14 protein-coding genes and 3 pseudogenes are annotated in these 16,692 nt (G+C 59.2%); 11 read left to right on the top strand and 6 right to left on the bottom strand.

Translation table 11 applies throughout. The features are described from left to right. Position 1: 1 nt before the first annotated feature. A complete protein-coding gene (locus GV832_RS17675) occupies positions 2 to 781 on the bottom strand; it encodes an HAD-IIA family hydrolase (RefSeq protein WP_168776208.1) in 780 nt (259 codons plus the stop codon). Between the two features lie 20 nt (positions 782 to 801). Between GV832_RS17675 and GV832_RS17680 the strand changes: the two genes are divergently transcribed. Both GV832_RS17680 and GV832_RS17685 read left to right on the top strand, forming a co-directional pair. Further along, positions 802 to 975 carry a hypothetical protein gene (locus GV832_RS17680; RefSeq protein WP_168776209.1) on the top strand — a complete coding sequence of 58 codons (174 nt, stop codon included), beginning with the start codon at positions 802 to 804 and terminating at the stop codon, positions 973 to 975. A 34-nt stretch (positions 976 to 1,009) separates the two neighbouring features. Continuing rightward, positions 1,010 to 1,183: a hypothetical protein gene (locus tag GV832_RS17685; protein ID WP_168776210.1), complete on the top strand. Its 174-nt coding sequence runs from the start codon at positions 1,010 to 1,012 to the stop codon at positions 1,181 to 1,183. 213 nt (positions 1,184 to 1,396) lie between these two features. On the opposite strand, the gene GV832_RS22440 is transcribed toward GV832_RS17685, so the two are convergent. Further along, positions 1,397 to 3,109, bottom strand: coding sequence for a serine hydrolase (locus GV832_RS22440; RefSeq protein WP_290427070.1), 1,713 nt, complete (start codon positions 3,107 to 3,109; stop codon positions 1,397 to 1,399). 88 nt (positions 3,110 to 3,197) lie between these two features. Between GV832_RS22440 and GV832_RS17695 the strand changes: the two genes are divergently transcribed. Both GV832_RS17695 and GV832_RS17700 read left to right on the top strand, forming a co-directional pair. Then, positions 3,198 to 3,734, top strand: a complete 537-nt coding sequence (locus tag GV832_RS17695; RefSeq protein ID WP_168776211.1) for a hypothetical protein — start codon at positions 3,198 to 3,200, stop codon at positions 3,732 to 3,734. 12 nt (positions 3,735 to 3,746) lie between these two features. Further along, positions 3,747 to 3,974: a helix-turn-helix domain-containing protein gene (locus tag GV832_RS17700; RefSeq protein WP_168776212.1), complete on the top strand. Its 228-nt coding sequence runs from the start codon at positions 3,747 to 3,749 to the stop codon at positions 3,972 to 3,974. 74 nt (positions 3,975 to 4,048) lie between these two features. Here GV832_RS17700 and arsJ read toward each other — a convergent pair whose 3' ends face one another. From arsJ to GV832_RS17715, 3 genes are read right to left on the bottom strand one after another with little or no spacing between them, the layout of a single operon-like run. Then, positions 4,049 to 5,224: an organoarsenical effux MFS transporter ArsJ gene (arsJ, locus tag GV832_RS17705; RefSeq protein WP_435531773.1), complete on the bottom strand. Its 1,176-nt coding sequence runs from the start codon at positions 5,222 to 5,224 to the stop codon at positions 4,049 to 4,051. 50 nt (positions 5,225 to 5,274) lie between these two features. Next, entirely contained in the window at positions 5,275 to 6,282 is a 1,008-nt protein-coding gene (locus GV832_RS17710) for an ArsJ-associated glyceraldehyde-3-phosphate dehydrogenase (protein ID WP_168776214.1), read from the bottom strand. A gap of 5 nt (positions 6,283 to 6,287) precedes the next feature. Continuing rightward, positions 6,288 to 7,121: a metalloregulator ArsR/SmtB family transcription factor gene (locus GV832_RS17715; protein WP_168776215.1), complete on the bottom strand. Its 834-nt coding sequence runs from the start codon at positions 7,119 to 7,121 to the stop codon at positions 6,288 to 6,290. A gap of 124 nt (positions 7,122 to 7,245) precedes the next feature. Between GV832_RS17715 and GV832_RS17720 the strand changes: the two genes are divergently transcribed. Then, on the top strand, positions 7,246 to 7,656 hold the full coding sequence (locus GV832_RS17720) for an OsmC family protein (RefSeq protein WP_168776216.1): 411 nt from the start codon (positions 7,246 to 7,248) through the stop codon (positions 7,654 to 7,656). Here the strand turns inward: GV832_RS17720 and GV832_RS17725 are convergent. Further along, positions 7,642 to 7,881: a hypothetical protein gene (locus tag GV832_RS17725; protein WP_168776180.1), complete on the bottom strand. Its 240-nt coding sequence runs from the start codon at positions 7,879 to 7,881 to the stop codon at positions 7,642 to 7,644. The genes GV832_RS17720 and GV832_RS17725 overlap by 15 nt on opposite strands. Before the next feature lie 9 nt (positions 7,882 to 7,890). On the opposite strand from GV832_RS17725, the pseudogene GV832_RS17730 reads away from it, so the two are divergent. From GV832_RS17730 to GV832_RS17755, 6 genes and pseudogenes are all read left to right on the top strand, one after another. Beyond that, a pseudogene (locus GV832_RS17730) lies at positions 7,891 to 8,618 on the top strand (transposase); the annotation flags it as partial. Positions 8,619 to 8,772: 154 nt separating this feature from the next. Next, positions 8,773 to 9,429, top strand: coding sequence for a sulfotransferase family 2 domain-containing protein (locus GV832_RS17735; protein ID WP_168776217.1), 657 nt, complete (start codon positions 8,773 to 8,775; stop codon positions 9,427 to 9,429). Between the two features lie 110 nt (positions 9,430 to 9,539). Then, positions 9,540 to 10,508 (top strand): annotated as a pseudogene (locus tag GV832_RS17740) (IS5 family transposase); the annotation flags it as partial. A gap of 233 nt (positions 10,509 to 10,741) precedes the next feature. Further along, positions 10,742 to 11,515: a hypothetical protein gene (locus GV832_RS17745; protein WP_168776218.1), complete on the top strand. Its 774-nt coding sequence runs from the start codon at positions 10,742 to 10,744 to the stop codon at positions 11,513 to 11,515. A 38-nt stretch (positions 11,516 to 11,553) separates the two neighbouring features. Next, positions 11,554 to 15,972, top strand: coding sequence for a glycosyltransferase family protein (locus tag GV832_RS17750; protein ID WP_168776219.1), 4,419 nt, complete (start codon positions 11,554 to 11,556; stop codon positions 15,970 to 15,972). Between the two features lie 229 nt (positions 15,973 to 16,201). Next, positions 16,202 to 16,585: pseudogene (locus tag GV832_RS17755) on the top strand (IS21 family transposase); the annotation flags it as partial. Positions 16,586 to 16,692 lie beyond the last annotated feature (107 nt).

Below are 16,692 nucleotides of genomic sequence, written 5' to 3' on the forward strand. Positions count from 1 at the left end.
CTCACTCCAGCCCCAGCACCGGGGCCAGGTCCAAGAGGCGGGGCACGACATGGCTGGGGCGGAAGGGGAAGCCCTTCATGCTCTCGCGCGTCGAGGTGCCGGTCAGGACCAGCGCGGTCTGCAACCCCAGCTCCAGCCCCGCCAGCACATCGGTGTCCATCCGGTCGCCCACCATGATCGCATTGGCCGCCCGGATCGACAGCCGGTTCAGCGCCCCGCGCATCATCAGGGGATTGGGCTTGCCGATGAAATAGGGCGCCTTGCCGGAGGAGGCCTGGATCATCGCGCAGACCGCGCCGCAGGCGGGGTGAAAGCCGCCTTCCACCGGGCCGTTGACATCCGGGTTGGTGCCGATGAACCGCGCGCCATTCATCACCAGGTGGGCGGCATGGGCCAGGGCGGCATAGTCGTAATGCAGGCTCTCGCCGATCACCACGAAATCCGGCGCCTCATCCACCAGCCGGCAACCATCCGACACCAGCGCCTCGAAGAGACCGGCATCCCCCACGGCAAAGACCGTGGCCCCGGGCTTCTGGCTGGCCAGGAATTGCGCCGTGGCGAGCGCCGAGGTGTGGATATCGGCCTCGGTGATCGGAAATCCCAGTGCGCAAAGCTTCTCGGCATGAACCCGGGGCGAAAAGCGCGAGTTGTTGGTAAACAGCATGAACCGCACCCCGGCAGCCTTCAGCCGCGAGACATATTCGACCGAGCCGTCGATGGCCGTCCCGCCCCGGACCAGAACCCCGTCCATATCCAGCAGGTGGGCAGGGATCTGTGTCATCTTTCGCGGTCCTCACATGGATGTTCCTGGGATCAGCGTCCGGCAATGATCGCTCGGTCGAGGCTGGCGCCTGCATGCATCTGATGCCTTGGCGCGGCCTGCCCTTGATACTCCAGCAACCGATGTTTGAACAAGGCGTGACGTCGCGCATCGGGCCGGATATCGTCAAGGATGCAGCGGTGTCACCCGCTTGATGCGCAGTCCAGCCGGGAAAGCTGCGGCCTTCCCGTGACTTGGGCACCTGTCTGCGCCCCAGGAAGCCAGCGCCTCGCCGAGGGCTGCCCGATCCGCGACGGGCACGGCTGCCGCGTCATGGGCATCGAATGGCACGGCATCACCTGGTTCAACGGCCTGTCCAGGCCGGCCTCCGGCAAGACGCTTCAGGTCCCTTCACGCGCCTGATGGCCCAGGAAATCCACGATGAGCTTTGACAGTTCGCCATGGAGCGCCGCGCGAGAGCGGCTGGAGGCGCTCCACCCGGGACAGGCTGCGCCGCCTGGGCCTGCCTGCTCCCAGGCGGCAAGGCGTCGGATCGCGGCCCGGCGACTCCGTCGTCGCGCGCAAATCACGCGACCGACCAGGCCCAGGGGGCGCGATCCGGGGGCCGATGCGGCTTCAGAGGATCAGGTCATCAAGCTGAAGATGCGTCACACCTTGCAGGATCACCACGAGGTCACCGGCGGTGATCACGGTGTTGCCGTGACGCTCCACCACATCGACCCCGGTCAGGTGAGATAGGTCGAGGTGATCCACCCCGGTCTCGAAATCGCGGATCACGTCGCGGCCCCGGTCTGCTTGGGTGAAAAGGAAAGTGTCGGCACCGCGGCCGCCGATGAACAGGTCGTTCCCGGCCCCGCCCTGCAAGAGATCGCGGCCCGCGCCTCCGTTCAGGCGGTCATCCCCGTCGCCGCCCCTCAGCGTATCGTTGCCCCCCAGGCCCAGAAGCTGGTTGTTCTTGCCCATCGCCGCCGGAGCATCCCGCGCCACGTCCAGAAGGTTGGCCAGGTCGTCCCGTGCCGTGCCCGCCTTTTCGTCGCCCACCAAGACGACCGAACCATCCGCAAAGCGCAGGTTCTCTGCCGTCACGGCCCGCAGGTCCCGCGCGGTTTGCAGGGTGACGCCCTGCGCGCCGAGCTTCATCGCCGTGCCCCCGCCCAGGTGCAGCCCGGCCGCCGAGACCGAAGCCACCGTGATGGCGCCCCGGATCGCCTCACGCTCCCAAAGCCCGCCATGGGCCAGCTGCGACAGGGCAAAGGCCCCGCCGAAGGAGTTCACTTCGGCCGAAGTTCCCGCCAATGAGACGATCGCCCCGCTGACCTGCTCGATATAGGTGCTGGAGCCGGTGCCAAGCGTGCCGCCGGTGAAGCCCACCATGGTCTCGCCGCTGTCCAGCACAAGCTGAGCAAGGCCCAGGCCGAAGCCCTGGTGCCCGCCCGGCCAGCTGTCGGTCAAGGCGAAATCGGTCATCTGGGCCAGGGCCTCTTGCCCGATCAGGGTCTTGTCGATCAAGAGCGCGCGCAAAAAGGTGATCATGTCGCCATTGGTCGACACCACGCCCGCCTCGCCCTGCATCTCCCACAGCGCCCGGGTCACATCAATGACCGACCCGTCGGGCAAGGTGGCATAGGAGTGCAGCCTCTGGTCGCCGAAGTCGAGTTGCCGGATCGAGTGGGTCATTCCTAAAGGGCTCAGGATGCGGTCTTGCAGGGCCTGGTAAAAGCCCTGGCCGGTCAGAGCCTCGACGATATGCCCCAGGAAAAGGTAGTTGGTGTTGGAGTAATGATAGGCCTCGCCCGGCGCATTGGTGGCCTCCATCCCGCGCGCGATCTCCAGCGCTTCGGCGGGGCCGAAGACCTGGTCGGGATGGTCCAGCAGGGCCCGGATGAAAAGCGGAACACCGTCGGCGCCCAGGGCATCGGTGTAGTTGCCAAGCCCCGCCGTCATGTTCAGCAACTGTCGCACCGTGGCCTGATCGGCATTGGCGATGCCCTGGATCATCTCGGCAGGCAGGTAATCGGCCGCCTGTGCGTCAAGGTCGATGCGCCCCTCCTGCACCAGTTGCAGCACCATGACCGCGGTCATCATCTTGGTCTGGCTGCCGATCTCATAGGCGCCATCCGGGCGCGCGCCCTGGCCCGTCTCGGTATCGGCCTGACCGCTGGAGAGCTTCAGGGTCACGGGCCCGCGCGTGACCTCTGCCACGACGGCGGCCGCGGCCCCCTGGTCGCGCACCGCATCGACGATGGCTTGGGCTTCACTCCGCATGGCTTGGGGGTCGAAGGTGATCATCGCAGTCTCCTCATCGGGGTTGATCCTTGGGTGGATCATGATAAACAGGGCAAATATCATGTTTATCGTGAAATTCAACCTGGAATTTCACGATAAACGATGAATATTTCATGAAGGACGTGACGCTATGCCCAAAGACCGCCTTTTCACCTGGCTGGATCGCGGCTTCTGGCTGGTCTGGGCGGGGTTTCCCTTGCTCATCTGGTCAGTTGTCCAGGCGACCCTGACGGCCCCCCAGCAATTGGCAGCCCAACTGCCCGACCAGGCGGCCTGCATTGCCAGCCTGCCCAATATCGCCACCGCGCATCCCCTGTCCCAGGCGGTTTTCTGGAGCGCCTTTGCGCTGGAAAACCTGGTCTATGCCGTTCTTCTGGCCCATGCGCATCTGGTCATCCACCGCTGCGCCCGGCGCGAGGTCTTCGTGCCGCCGATGATCGCCATCCTGCGGCGGATCGGGGTGATCATCATGGGCTTTCCCGTGTTGGACCTTGGCCTCACCAACCTCATCGGCTGGACCCTGCACAAGGCCGGGGACATCGCGGTCTTTCAGCCGAGCCTTGCGCTGGATCTGCCCGTGCTGGGCGTCGGCCTGTTGCTCATGGCCATCGCCCATGCGATGCGGTTGGGTGTGGCGCTGCAACGCGATGTGGCGCTGACGATCTGACGGGGGGCAGCGATGATCAGGGTCAACCTCGATGTGATGCTGGCGCGGCGCAAGATGCGGCTGGGTGAGCTTGCCGAGCGTGTAGGCATCTCGATGCAGAACCTGTCGATCCTGAAGACCGGCAAGGCGCGGGCCGTGCGGTTTTCCACGCTCGATGCGCTGTGCCGGGCCTTGGATTGCCAGCCGGCCGATATCCTGGAGTTCGACCCCGCCACCCCGGAACCCGAGGACGGCGCCTGATCACCCGGCGGAAGCCGCGGTCCAGAGAGGTCCGGGCAAGGGAAGGGACAAGCGGGCGGCGGCGGGTGCTCTGTTCAGATGAGGCGACGGGCGGAGAGCCAGCTCGCTCCTGCCATCACGCCTGCGGTGGCCAGGCAAAGGGCCAGGCCTCCGACCTGGTAGCTGAGGCCCGACAGCAGGGTCCCCAAAAGCCGCCCCGCCGCATTGGCCATGTAGTAAAAGCCAACGTCGCGGGTGATCCGGTCCGCCGATCCGAAGGCGAGGATCAGATAGGAATGGACCGAGGAGTTCACCGCGAAGACGAAGCCAAAGGCCAAAAGCCCGAGGATCACGGTCACTGTCAGCCAGGGTGTCGGCCCGCCCGCGACCCAGGCCGCCAGCGCCAGCGCAAAGGGGATGGGCACCAGGGCCCCGGCCCAGATGACGGCGCGGCGGGTCGTGGTCTCTTCAGCCTGGCCCTTGGGGCCCAGAAGCCTTGGGGCAAAGGCCTGGACCAGGCCATAGGCGATGATCCAGACCGCCATGAAGCCGCCGACCAGGAAAAAGGCTGCGCGTCGGCCCTCGTCGGTGCCATCGGACAGGACGGCCTGGAAATAGACCGGAATGCCGACGACGAACCAGACATCGCGGGCGCCGAACAGGAAAAGCCGCGCGAGGCTCAGGCGATTGACGCGCGGGTCCTTGGAGCGCCAGCCGCCCCAGGCCTCCTCCGCTTTCATGCGGCCGGGGAGCCCGGCAGGCAAGAAGAGCACCACGGCCAAGAGGATCACGGCCAGGACGGCAGCCATGGCCCAGACCGCCGCCTGGAACCCGGCAAAAGCCAAAAGCGCGGCACCGAGGAAAAACCCCGCCCCCTTGACAGCGTTCTTTGACCCCGTCAGCAGGGCGACCCAGCGAAAGAGCCCCCCCTCGGGCGCCAGCACCTTGACGGCGGATTTCGAGGACATCTTGGCCAGGTCCTTGGCCACGCCCGAGACGCCTTGCACCGCCATGACGAAGGTCACCGAGGCCGCCACGCCCCAGGCCGGGTCCAGTTGCGCCAGGGCCACCAGGGCCGCGATCTGCAGCCCCAGCCCGCCGAAAAGCGTGGCAGCCAGCCCGAAGCGCGCGGCCAGCCAGCCCGCGGCGAGGTTGGTCACGATCCCCGCCACCTCATACAGCAGGAACAGCCAGGCCAGTTGCACCGGGCTGAAGCCCAGTTGGTTGAAGTGCAAAAGCACCAGCATCCGCAGCGCGCCATCCGTGGCCATGAAGGCCCAATAGGCCGCCGTCACGGCGCCATAGGCCCGCAGCGGCGCGCTCACATCGACCCCGCGACCATGCGGGCGATATCGGCCAGGCGGCAGGAATAGCCCCATTCGTTGTCATACCAGGCATAGACCTTCACCTGGGTGCCGTTGATCACCATGGTCGACAGCGCGTCGATGACCGAGGACCGCGGGTCATTGGTAAAGTCGCAAGACACCAGCGGCCGGGTCTCATAGCCGAGGATCCCTTTCAGCGGACCTGCGGCGGCAGCGGCAAACAGCGCGTTGACCTCTTCGGTCGTCGTGGCGCGTTCGACTTCAAAGACGCAATCGGTCAGCGAGGCGTTCAGAAGCGGCACCCGCACCGCATGGCCGTTCAAGCGACCCTTCAGCTCCGGATAGATCAGCGTGATCGCCGTGGCAGAGCCCGTCGTCGTCGGGATCAGGTTCATCAGGGCAGACCGGGCGCGGCGCATGTCCTTTGCCGGGCGGTCCACGATGGTTTGCGTGTTGGTCACGTCATGGATCGTGGTGATCGAGCCATGTTTGATCCGCAGCGCCTCATGGATCACCTTGACCACCGGGGCCAGGCAATTCGTCGTGCAGGAGGCCGCCGTGACCAGGTTCTGACTGCCGTCGTAAAGCTGGTGGTTCACGCCGTAAACCAGGTTCAGCGCTCCGCCATCCTTGACCGGCGCGCTGACCACGACCTTCTTGGCCCCCGCCGCGTAATAGGGCGCCACTTTGGCCGCGGTCTTGAAGACCCCGGTGCAGTCCACGACCAGGTCGACGCCCAACTCGGCCAGGGGCAGCGCCTCGATGGTCTTTTCATGCGTCAGGCGGATGGTCTGGCCGTTCAGGGCCAGGGCGCCCTCGCGGGCCTCAACCGGGGTGCGCCAGCGGCCATGGACAGAATCGAACTCCATCAGCAGGGCGTGCTGTTCGGCATCGCCCATCGGGTCGTTCAGAAGCACGATCTCTCCCCCCGCGCCCGAGTCGATCAGGTCGCGCAGGACAAGCTTTCCGATCCGGCCAAGGCCGTTCAGGGCAATACGGGGCATGGGGTTCAGCCTTTCTGTGCGGCGTCGATGGCATCGACGCGGGACTGGAGGGAAATGCGGTTCAGCTCCGCAAAGGGAAGTTCGACGAAGGCCGCGATCCGGCGGCGCAAAGCGGCATAGGTCTGGGCGAAGACCAGCCCCTTTTCGGCATCGGTTCCATGGGCCTTCACCGGGTCGGGCAGGCCCCAATGACCGGTGATGGGCTGACCCGGCCAGGGCGGACATTCTTCGGCTGCCGCAGTGTCACAGACGGTGAAGACGAAATCCATCACGGCCGATTGCGGCTGCTGGAACTCCGAGATGTGCTTCGAGCGCATGTCGGAGGTCGCGTGGCCATTGCGTTCCAGCACCTGCAAGGCAAAGGCGTTCAGGCTGCTCCCCGGCCGCGTTCCTGCGGAAAAGGCCTTGAACCGCCCCTTGCCCAGATCGCGCAAGAGCGCCTCGGCAAAGATCGAACGGGCGGAGTTGCCCGAACAAATGAACAGCACGTTGAAGCCGGTGTCCTGCATGACATCCTCCGGAACAGCGGAAACCAAAGAAGAAAGGAGCTCGGGCCGCCCCCGCCCGACATCCAGCGCCAGGTAGCCCAGCAGAGCCTCGGCCTGTGACAGATCGACCGCATAGAACAGCGACCGCCCCTCGCGGGTCACCTGGACCAGGCCAGATGAGGCCAGGTCCGACAGGTGATGCGACAGCGTGTTCTGCTTCAGGCCCAGGGCCTCGGCGATCTCTGTCGGGCGCACGCCTCTGGGCGCAAAGCGCATCAAGAGCCGATAGACCGCAAGGCGGCCGGGGTGGCCGAGCGTGGCAAAGGCGTGGGAGGCGGTTTGAATATCCATATTTCCGGAATATCCGAAATATCAGGACAATCAAGTGAAGCTTTCATGACATCGGACCGGGTTTGACATGGGTCAGGGCGCGGATGCGCAGGCGGGTCCAAGGTGGTGGCAACAAGGAGGTCCCATGGACTACCGCCTGCACGCCCGCCGCATCGACGCACATGGCAGCCTTGCCGTCGCCAAGGAGGCCGAAGTCACGCTCGACACCGATCTGGCCGGACGGCGCGATGCGATGAACCCGGTGGAACTGCTGCTGGCGGCCCTTGCCGCCTGCATGCTGAAGGGGATCGAACGGGTTGCACCGATGCTGCAATTCCAGATCGACGGGGCCGAGGTGCGCCTGGAGGCCATCCGTCAGGATGCCCCGCCCAAGCTGACCTTGATCCGCTACGAGATCAGGGTGGACAGTTCCGAGACCGACCAGCGCCTGGACCTGCTGCATCGCAACGTCCTGAAATACGGCACGATCTCCAACACCCTGTCGGGCGCGGTGCCCCTGGAGGGCCACCTGAAGCGCGCCTCAGGCGGCGGCTGACAGGTTCACCTGCCTTGCATGGGCCCTGGCAGTTTCTTTGCGCGCGGATCGGCGGCCAACGAGACAGCCTGCTCGGTCGCCTGGCATAAAGGGGGGCTCGATCCGCCCTTCCATGACATCAACGATCCGGCCGCAAAGCGCAGAGCGGCGCATGCGGCCCGCCTCTTCAAACTCCTGAAAGGCCTTGGGGATCGAGGATTGGTTGGGGATCGTCAGCATCTGCATCCAGCGGCCCAGGGCCGCAGGGAAATCATCGGGTTGGGCATCGGACCCTCGGAGGCCGAAACCTTCTAGACCGAGTTTCTGCGCTCTCGCCGCGCCCGGGCCTCGGCGGGGTCAAGCTGGTGATCAGCCCTCGGCGGCAAATGGTCCCCCGGACCAATTTGTGCCCCGCCTCGACACACTCCGGCCTCAAGACCGCCATAGCCCGGATCTTCGAGGCCACTTGGCAGAAGTGCCGTGTCCATTGGATGAGGAACGCGCTGGCGCATGTCTCGCACGGCCAACACACCGTTGTCGCCGCCGCAATCCGTCAGGCATTCGACCAACCTGACCGCATCCACGCAGGCGAGACCCGGCGCAAAGTGGTGGAGCAACTGCGCCCTCGATGGCCAAAGCTCGCCGCCCTGATGGATCGAGCCATGGTCGCGCCACTGGTCCGAGAGACCATGGCGAGGAGCGAGCACGACGTCCTGGCCTACATGACCTTCCCCCGCCAGCACCGGACCAAGCTGCACATCACAAACCCCATCGAGCGCCTGAACAAGGAGGTGAAGCGCCGATCAGATGTCGTCGGCATCTTCCCCAACGAGGCCTCGATCATGCGCCTGATCGGCGCCGTGCTCTTCGAGGCCAACGTCGACTGGCAGACCTCAAGCCGCTACATGATGGTCGACGCCTTCGCCCAGATCGACAAAGAGGAGATAGACTCCATTCTCAGCATCACAACCAAGGCCGCATGACCATGACCTTACGCCATCCTGGAATTTACACCAGCTTGACGGACGTGACCCCTGCCCAGATTCCGCTGGGTCGATACATTGCTGCATCTGGCGGTGCCTCATGCCGTGTGCTAAGCTATTATCTCACTGCAGGATATTCGAGAGCGGGAAACCAATGACAGCTTTCCTAAACAATCTTGGGTTAACATACTACTCGACGCCAAAAGTAGCATGTACATCCCTGAAGTTCGCAGCTTTTGAAATTGAAAATGGCTTTTCGTTCAATGCTTTTGTTGCGAACGGGCTTCGCCGACACATCCATAATTTCTATCCGACTCTTGAGTTCGCAAGAGCCAGAGAGAGGGATCTAAACGGCAATACCAGAATCGCAGTTATTAGAGATCCGATAGACCGGTTTCTCTCAGCCTACTCGAACCGCGTCGTTCGCCATGATGAACTTTCTGAGGAGATGCTGAAAGATTCTAAGTCCCGAATGGAACTCTGTGCACGTCCATCCATTGGTCAGTTCATTGAAAAATTAGAGGACTACCGCGCAGTGTCAAACTCGATCAGGCACCACACAAATTCACAGGTACATTTCCTTGGATCGGACCCGAGCTACTACGATCACCTATTCAAATTATCAGAAATAAAGGAAATCGCTTCCCTTTTTTCCGAGAGGGCTGGGCGTCAGATTATCATTCCACACCAACAGCGTGGTGGAAATGTAATTCACAGATCGGAATTATCGGGCAGTCAAGTCATACGTATCATGAGATTCTATGATGAAGACTACAGGAGTTTTGGGGCTTTCGGTGATTTCGTGTCTTGAGATTTTTCTGAGAACCTGTATCTGTCAGGTGCAGGGGCGGCCCATTTGGCTTTGTTGCGCAAATCCGGTTAAGGATTCACCTTGTAGATCCAGCGTTTTAGCTGGTCTGCATGAGCAGACCGAAGCCCCCCACCTACCGCACCACGAACTGGCATGACTACAACCGGGCGCTGGCGTGGCGTTGGCCATCTGGTTCGATCCCGAGACGCAATGGCTTGCTGCGCCAACCGGCAGGCGTGGTCGTCAGCCAGTATTCACCGACGCCGCCATCCAGACTGACCTGACGCTGAAGGCGCTCTTCGGCTTGCCGCTTCGGCAGGCCACCGGGATGGTGGCGAGCCTGCTTGAGCTTGCTGGGCTCCACTGGCCAGTGCCGGACTTCTGCACTCTTTGCCGTCGCCAGAAGACCCTGACCGTCCACATCCCCTACCGGCCTAGCACTGGTGCCCTGCACCTGCTGATCGACAGCACCGGCGTGAAGGCCGAAGGCGATGGTGAGTGGCTGGCCAAGAAACACGGGCCGTCCAAGCCACGGGACTGGCGAAAGGTTCACCTTGGGATCGATGCCGAGACGCTGGAAGTTCGGGCGTTCGCGGTGACCGGCAGCCGAATCGGCGACGCGCCCGTTCTGCCCGACCTGCTCGACCAGATCCATGGCGACCAGCCCCTCGGTATCGTTACCGCAGATGGCGCCTACGACACCCACGCCTATCACCGCTACGGGGGCTTACGCGGCCCCATCAGGGGCCAGGGTCCCCCTTCGCACCATCGCGGCGCGTAGGGCGGCGGCCGTCATTCCACCCCGCAAGAACGGCAAGCCCTGGAAGCAACGCACAGCAGGAGCGACCGCGCGCAACGAGGCACTCCGAGGTTGTCGCCGCCTCGGCCGGGCGATCTGGAAGCGCTGGACCGCCTATCACCGACGAAGTCTCGTCGAAATAAGGATGCGCTGTCTCAATCTCCTGGGCGAGCGCGTCATGTCACGCGACTTCGACCGCCACGTTGCCGAGCTTCAGATCAGGGCCGCAATCCTGAACCGATTCACCGCCCTCGGAACGCCCCTCACGCAGCGCGCAGGATCGGTCTGTCCAGGGAAAGGGATACTCCAGCCCTCAACAGATTTGCTCAACAAAGCCATCCTGACCCTTCTAGTGGAGGCAGCGTCACAGACCATCGCAAGACTGCCGGAAAGCGAACCGGGACCGAGGACGGTAGTAGGCCTTGCGGCACCGAAAGCCGCCGTGTAACCTAAGTCACCTAGGCTAGCCAACGTGCAAGCCATGTTTGAACAGCTGGCAAAAGAACCATTCCAATGGATTACCCTTACATAATCTGGACGTTTCGGCGCACCGGGGGAACAACGCTTGCAACAATTTTGTCCCATGCGTCGTCGCATGGTCAAGCGCCTCATGAACCCTTTAACCCAGACCGAATTTATGGAAATATCTCGAAGGAGTGGAATGAAACTGGCGACGTCAAGAAGTTATATAGTTCAATCTCAGAAGTAGTAGAACGACGAGAGGTGATCAAACACTGCTTTGAAATCGTTCCAATGCAGTTAAACACTGTTCTCCTGCAGGAAACTATTCGACTAGGGTATCGACATATCATCTTGAAGAGGCGAATGGAAGTCGATCGTCTATATTCGCTCGAGGTAGCAAGCCGAACAGGCGCTTGGGGTCCAGAAACAGCGAAAAAGAAATACCAAGCTCTGGAAAACCTTGGAACTCCTTCGATTAGACTGAATCTACGGGCCTCATTGACCCACATGGCTGAATGCTACCTAAGGGCAAGGTGGATAACCACCGAAATGAAGCGGCGAAGAGCCGAGCACGCGCATGTGGATTTCGAAGACCTATATCCTGAACCCGAATACGAGCCAGAGAAGATTTGTGATTTGCTAAAATTCGTTGGGCATAGTGAGCAAAAGATCGCCGATTTACTTCCTTTCATCAAACAAAAAGTGTCCACAGGGAACCAGGAAACTCACAGCGTCGACAAGTTTATCGAGAATGCCGCTGAATGGCGCAGGACCGTCCGAGCAAACTGGAGGTTGATCTCGGGCCAAGGGCCAATTTCCAACTGACCACCATTACCCGGGACACCCAACGAGCCAAGTAGAAAATGATCGACCAATCGACCCAAACGCAAGATCAACAAAGTAGCACGCTTGAGGGAGCCTTTTCGCACGCACGTGTCGATCAGTTCCAAAGAAGACCGGCGTCAAGTTGGAGCGCCAACTCTGCCATCTACCGAGCGCTATCCACGCATGGGGGATTCGATCTCGAAGTTTCCTTTTCTACAGAAAATGGCAGCGAATTTGGGGATCCGTTCGTCGAAGTTTCATTTCCTAGCGGAAACTATTTACTGCAAGTTGTCTTTCAAATTGAACTGAGCGAGCTGATCATACGATTTGTTGAGGGCAGAAACGTTGTTAACCACGTCCGATGCCCCTTGGACTTCCACCTCTTCCCATTGTGGCGGCTATGGATATCCATTGGAAAAGATGGAAAGGTCGAGGTGTATTTCCTAGACTTTGTCATTGCTGAACTCGACATGAAATTACAATCGATCGGAGCCTACTGGGTTAATACTAATACATGTGTGTCTCCAACCTTTCGCCCAACAAACCTCCGAGGCTACCTAACGGAAACAGGCTCTTCAGGTTCGACAACGGTGATCTATTCTCTCGGATCAGTCCCTCTAGTCGAACCCCCAAATTTCTTCACCGCCGATCAGAAGCCTTGTGCTTATAACTATACTATAAAGTATATCGCGAAATGCCCCGTGATCTACGCAACAGTAGACGCCACCGCCTCAGCATTCTTCGATATCGTGACGTCAGTCTCAAAGGCGCGTCTATATAATCTCAGGCATCTCCCGACATTAGATTTGAAATCCGGCCATATAGTATTAGACGTGCCTGGCGCGGTAGAGGCCACAAAGCTGTATTGGTCCGACGAAATGGAAGAGGGCCGTGCAGATTTCAGGACAGTAATTTCAGACCTCTGCCCCACGGCAAACCCGACCGAATCGAGAAAGTCCTGTTTTCTGTCATTCTCTGAAGCTTTTCGACTTCTTCCTCCATCAGGTGCTGAGGTTCGACTTGCCTTGAGGGGCCCCGGTTTTGAACCTCCGCTCTTTCACATTCGGTTAAGCCCGGAAACGTGGCGGGCGATGGCGAAGCTTTTCCCCGTCCCACCGTTCGGGGACTGGAAACCCACCGTCGGACTGAGTTGTCTAATCGTAGATTTGTGCCATTTACTGTACTCATCCGACAACGCGCAGACGTGTATGAAGTTTGCGCCGCAACTTGTAAGTGTGCTCACTGAGTGCACAAACATTGTTGGAGAAAGGCTTCCAGTTCCAAATGCACTTTCTCGCACGTCCGAGCAACTTGTCAGTTGGGAGGGTCCAAGTGAACATGAGTGTAAGATTTGGCAATTCCAGCATGATATTGTGTCGGCGGTTGAATCTGTAAATACGAGTGGCGACATTCTCGAGGAAGTCATAGACAATTTAATTTATGGCATCCGTGAGCCTGAGCGGAACTGGGCGATTCTGGCCGTGGCTGATTTCGCCATTCGCCATAAGTTCGAACACTGCATTGCAAAGTGGTCGAACGATGATTTCATTTGGAGAGTACTGAACAAACCTGAGCAGACGTGGGAATATAGCACGCTTTCCGCGCTACTTGCGTCAAAGGGTGAGTTCGGAACTTGTGTTGTCATTTTGGAGAATCTCGCAGGCCGAGTTGAGCAACGCGACTTGGCTCGGGTCAATATTTCAGCGATTGCTGCGGCCTTTCGCCTATTTATCCGCGCTCGCTTTAGCCATGATTTTCGCGAACTGTTCCTTCGGCCAATGATGCGCCTCGTTGGGAACTTCAACTCCGAGGAGCACACACAGTTCAGAAATGTCGACCTGCAAGCTGCATTCCTAGAGTACTTTGAACTTTCTAGGTATGACCCCCACTGGCTTCAGGATGAGTATCACAACTTCATAGATACCCAATATGGATCAGTTCCAGAGTTCTGGGGCCATAACACTGAAACTACATCCGTTATGAAGATGAGTCCCCAACGGCGGCGGATGCAAGTGTCGCGGGACAATGCTACTAAATTGGGTGACTACTTCAGTCGCCTCGGCGATCACAGGCCAGGCGAAGATTCTGAAATACCTAAGCTGTTCGGTCGATCGTATCGTACACGCTATTTGAGATCTGTAGACATGCTACACACTGGCTCGGGGCGTCTCGTTGGGTCCGAATTGCTCGATGCTCGTGGTTGGCCAATTCGACAAAGGGCGCTGCCGCAGGGAATTAGTTTTCCCGAGACGGCAATACTGCCAGACGTAAACGAAGTGGCCGAGGCGATTCACCATCTGATCGGATGCCCACGCCACCGCCATTTTCGTCTTCTGGCGGACATTGGACGAGCAGTCGCTGCTGATGGACTCACGGGATACGAGGATCTTCTGGAAAGGGTCTCTGCGGGTGAATTCGAAAGCGACTATGCGAGCGAAGCAGTACTCTTGGACGTCTTGGTTTGGGCAAGTCAGAGGGGCGAAGGCAAGCACGAGCCTGCTTTCGCCAGAATGGCCCCAAGCAAAACGAAACACGCTCCGCCGGGCTCTATTGAACCAGCCGGTTACCTTTCTGCGGCCAAGAGAATCGCAGGTCGTTCTAGTATCATAAGTAGCATCAATGCTGGAAGGCTGGACGACCCGGGTACAGCAGTCAATGCACAGGCGGAGGCCACTTTAGCTGGATCGTTTTTTTCCGATACAATAGTGGCGGTTGTTACTTGCCATGCCAACTTGTTGACCCATCTCCCTGCGTGCCGTGAAAGTTGGGTCAAGGATGTCCAAGCTATGGGCGTAAGAGTTCGATTCTTTGTTGGGGCGGTAGAGGGCGCCGTCTCAACCACGGATGAGTTGCCTTCTGATCTAGTTGTTTTGCCCGTTGGGGATTCTTATGAGGATTTGCCGGACAAAGTCCTCTCGATGTACCACTGGCTGCAGGCGAATGAGGAGTTTTCCTTTGTTCTAAAAATTGACGATGATTGCTATCTAGACGCTACAAATTTCCTCACTTCACTTTCCTATCGCCGAGTTCATTATTACGGGAGGCCATTGTTTGCACTGCCAACAACCTTTAACCGCCGTTGGCATCAGGGACGTGCAAATCGAGCTGTGAACCAGAGAGCAATTGATACCTCACCGCTGGGCTCAAAGTACGCTGACGGCGGCGGCTGCTATACTTTGTCTAGAGAAGCCGTCGCGGCGCTCTTGGCGATCGCCCAAACAGATCTTGGTTTGCAATTGAGGGCAGCATCCTTTTTTGAAGACAAGCTAGTTGGAGACCTTCTGAAGATCGCTGGTTTTGAGCTAGGTAGTGAGGGTTACAGTTCTGCGCAGAAACGAGTGAATCGCAGCAATGGTATCCCAGTGCTGCAAATTGACAGATCCTTTTATCCCTCGGCTGTCAGCGGTATCGCGATGGCACATTTGAACGGAAGCGAAGAGATGCTTCCAATCCATAGGTCGAGGGAATCAAACCTTCTTCTCCCTCCAAGACTGTTTCCGCTTGATCGTGACGTTTCTCTTGATTATCTGTCCAACATGCTTGAGGTCATCGGCGCGGGAGTGGACTCATCTCGGCTCGCACACGCGCGGATTGTCTGCGTTTCTGTCATTAGAAATGAACTGAAGCTGTTGCCGCATTTTCTCAATCACTACAGAAAGTTGGGTGTTCAATATTTCCTGATTGTTGATAATTTATCTGACGACGGCTCCCGCGAATATCTATGTGCCCAAAGTGATGTAGCCGTCTTTTCAGCTGCAAGTGATTATTCTGGGTCGCACTACGGTGTGGTCTGGCAACGGACGCTCTTAGATCATTTTTGCATTGGCAGATGGGTGGTGGTGGCGGATGCTGATGAACTGCTGGTGACGGACGGTGAACAATGTTTGTCGCTTCCGGAGCAATGTGATGCCCTGGAGCGTTCGAATTTCGATGCGGCCATTGTTGTGATGGTTGATATGTATCCCCAGGGCGACTTGAGAAACGCAGATTTCGCTCGCAGTGATCTTATTGCTGCTGCACCTTGCTTTGATCGTAAACCTGTCTCTAAGTGGCCATACAATCGCGGACCCTTTGGAAACTTGGAGAGCTTTGTGAGTAGCCTGCGACATCGAATCATACCGCTCTCGGCCCCGCATATGTTTACGTCGCAGAAGGTAGCGTTGTTCAAGTACAACTCGCTAATGTCATTCTCGGAGGGCTTTCATTTTGGTTCGGGCATGCGTTGGAGCCCTCAGCCGCTGGCTTTCTTGCACTTCAAGTACTCATCCGACTTTGTAGACAAGGCGAACAAGGAAGTCCTGAGAGGCCAGCATTTTGGCGGCGCGCTAGAATACCGCCTATACTTGAAGATGGCACAGGAGGGCAGTTTGGATTTTTGGCAGTCTGGCGTATCTCAGGTCTTTTCTTGGGGAGATTGGAGGCCCCTATTTACGTTGCTTGGAGACCTTAAAGTTTAGCAGGCTTCTGAATTACAGTAGATGGTGTCCTGCCCCCACCTGCATGAGCAGACAGAAGCCCCCCACCTACCGCACCACGAACTGGCATGACTACAACCGGGCGCTGGCGTGGCGTTGGCCATCTGTGTTGAGTTCCACCGAGAACTGACCCATTTAGGGTCGGTATTTCCATTGAGATTTGACCCATGTGACCCTTTCCGCACGGCAGAGCGCTGTGGGAGGCACTGGAGTGATCACCATGGAAGTTTTGAACCTGATCCGACGTCTGCGGCTTCGCGAGAAGCTGTCAGTGCATGAGATCGCGCGGAGGACATTTCTGTCGCGCAATACCGTGAAGAAGTATCTGAAGGCTGAGATCGTCGAGCCGAAGTTCGACGCGTCGAACCGCGCGAGTAAGTTGGACCCTTTTGCGGAGAAGCAGGCTGCCTGGCTGAAGTCGGAGGCGGCGAAGCCTCGCAAGCAGCGTCGAACCTTGAAGCAGATGCATTCAGAGCTGACGGCGCTCGGCTTCACGGGGTCTTACAACCGGGTTGCTGCATTCGCCCGTGAATGGCGGGCCGACCGGCAGCATGAGCAGCAAACCACGGGGCGCGTGACGTTGCCCCCTCCAGCTAATCCAGTTTGAGTTAGACTCTGGCCCAACCGAAAGGACCAGAGATGAAGCGCAGCAGGTTCACCGAAGACCAGATCATTGGCATTTTGAAGGAGCATGAGGCCGGT

The organism is Stagnihabitans tardus (assembly GCF_009925085.1).
In the GTDB taxonomy this organism is placed as follows: Bacteria; Pseudomonadota; Alphaproteobacteria; order Rhodobacterales; family Rhodobacteraceae; genus Stagnihabitans; species Stagnihabitans tardus.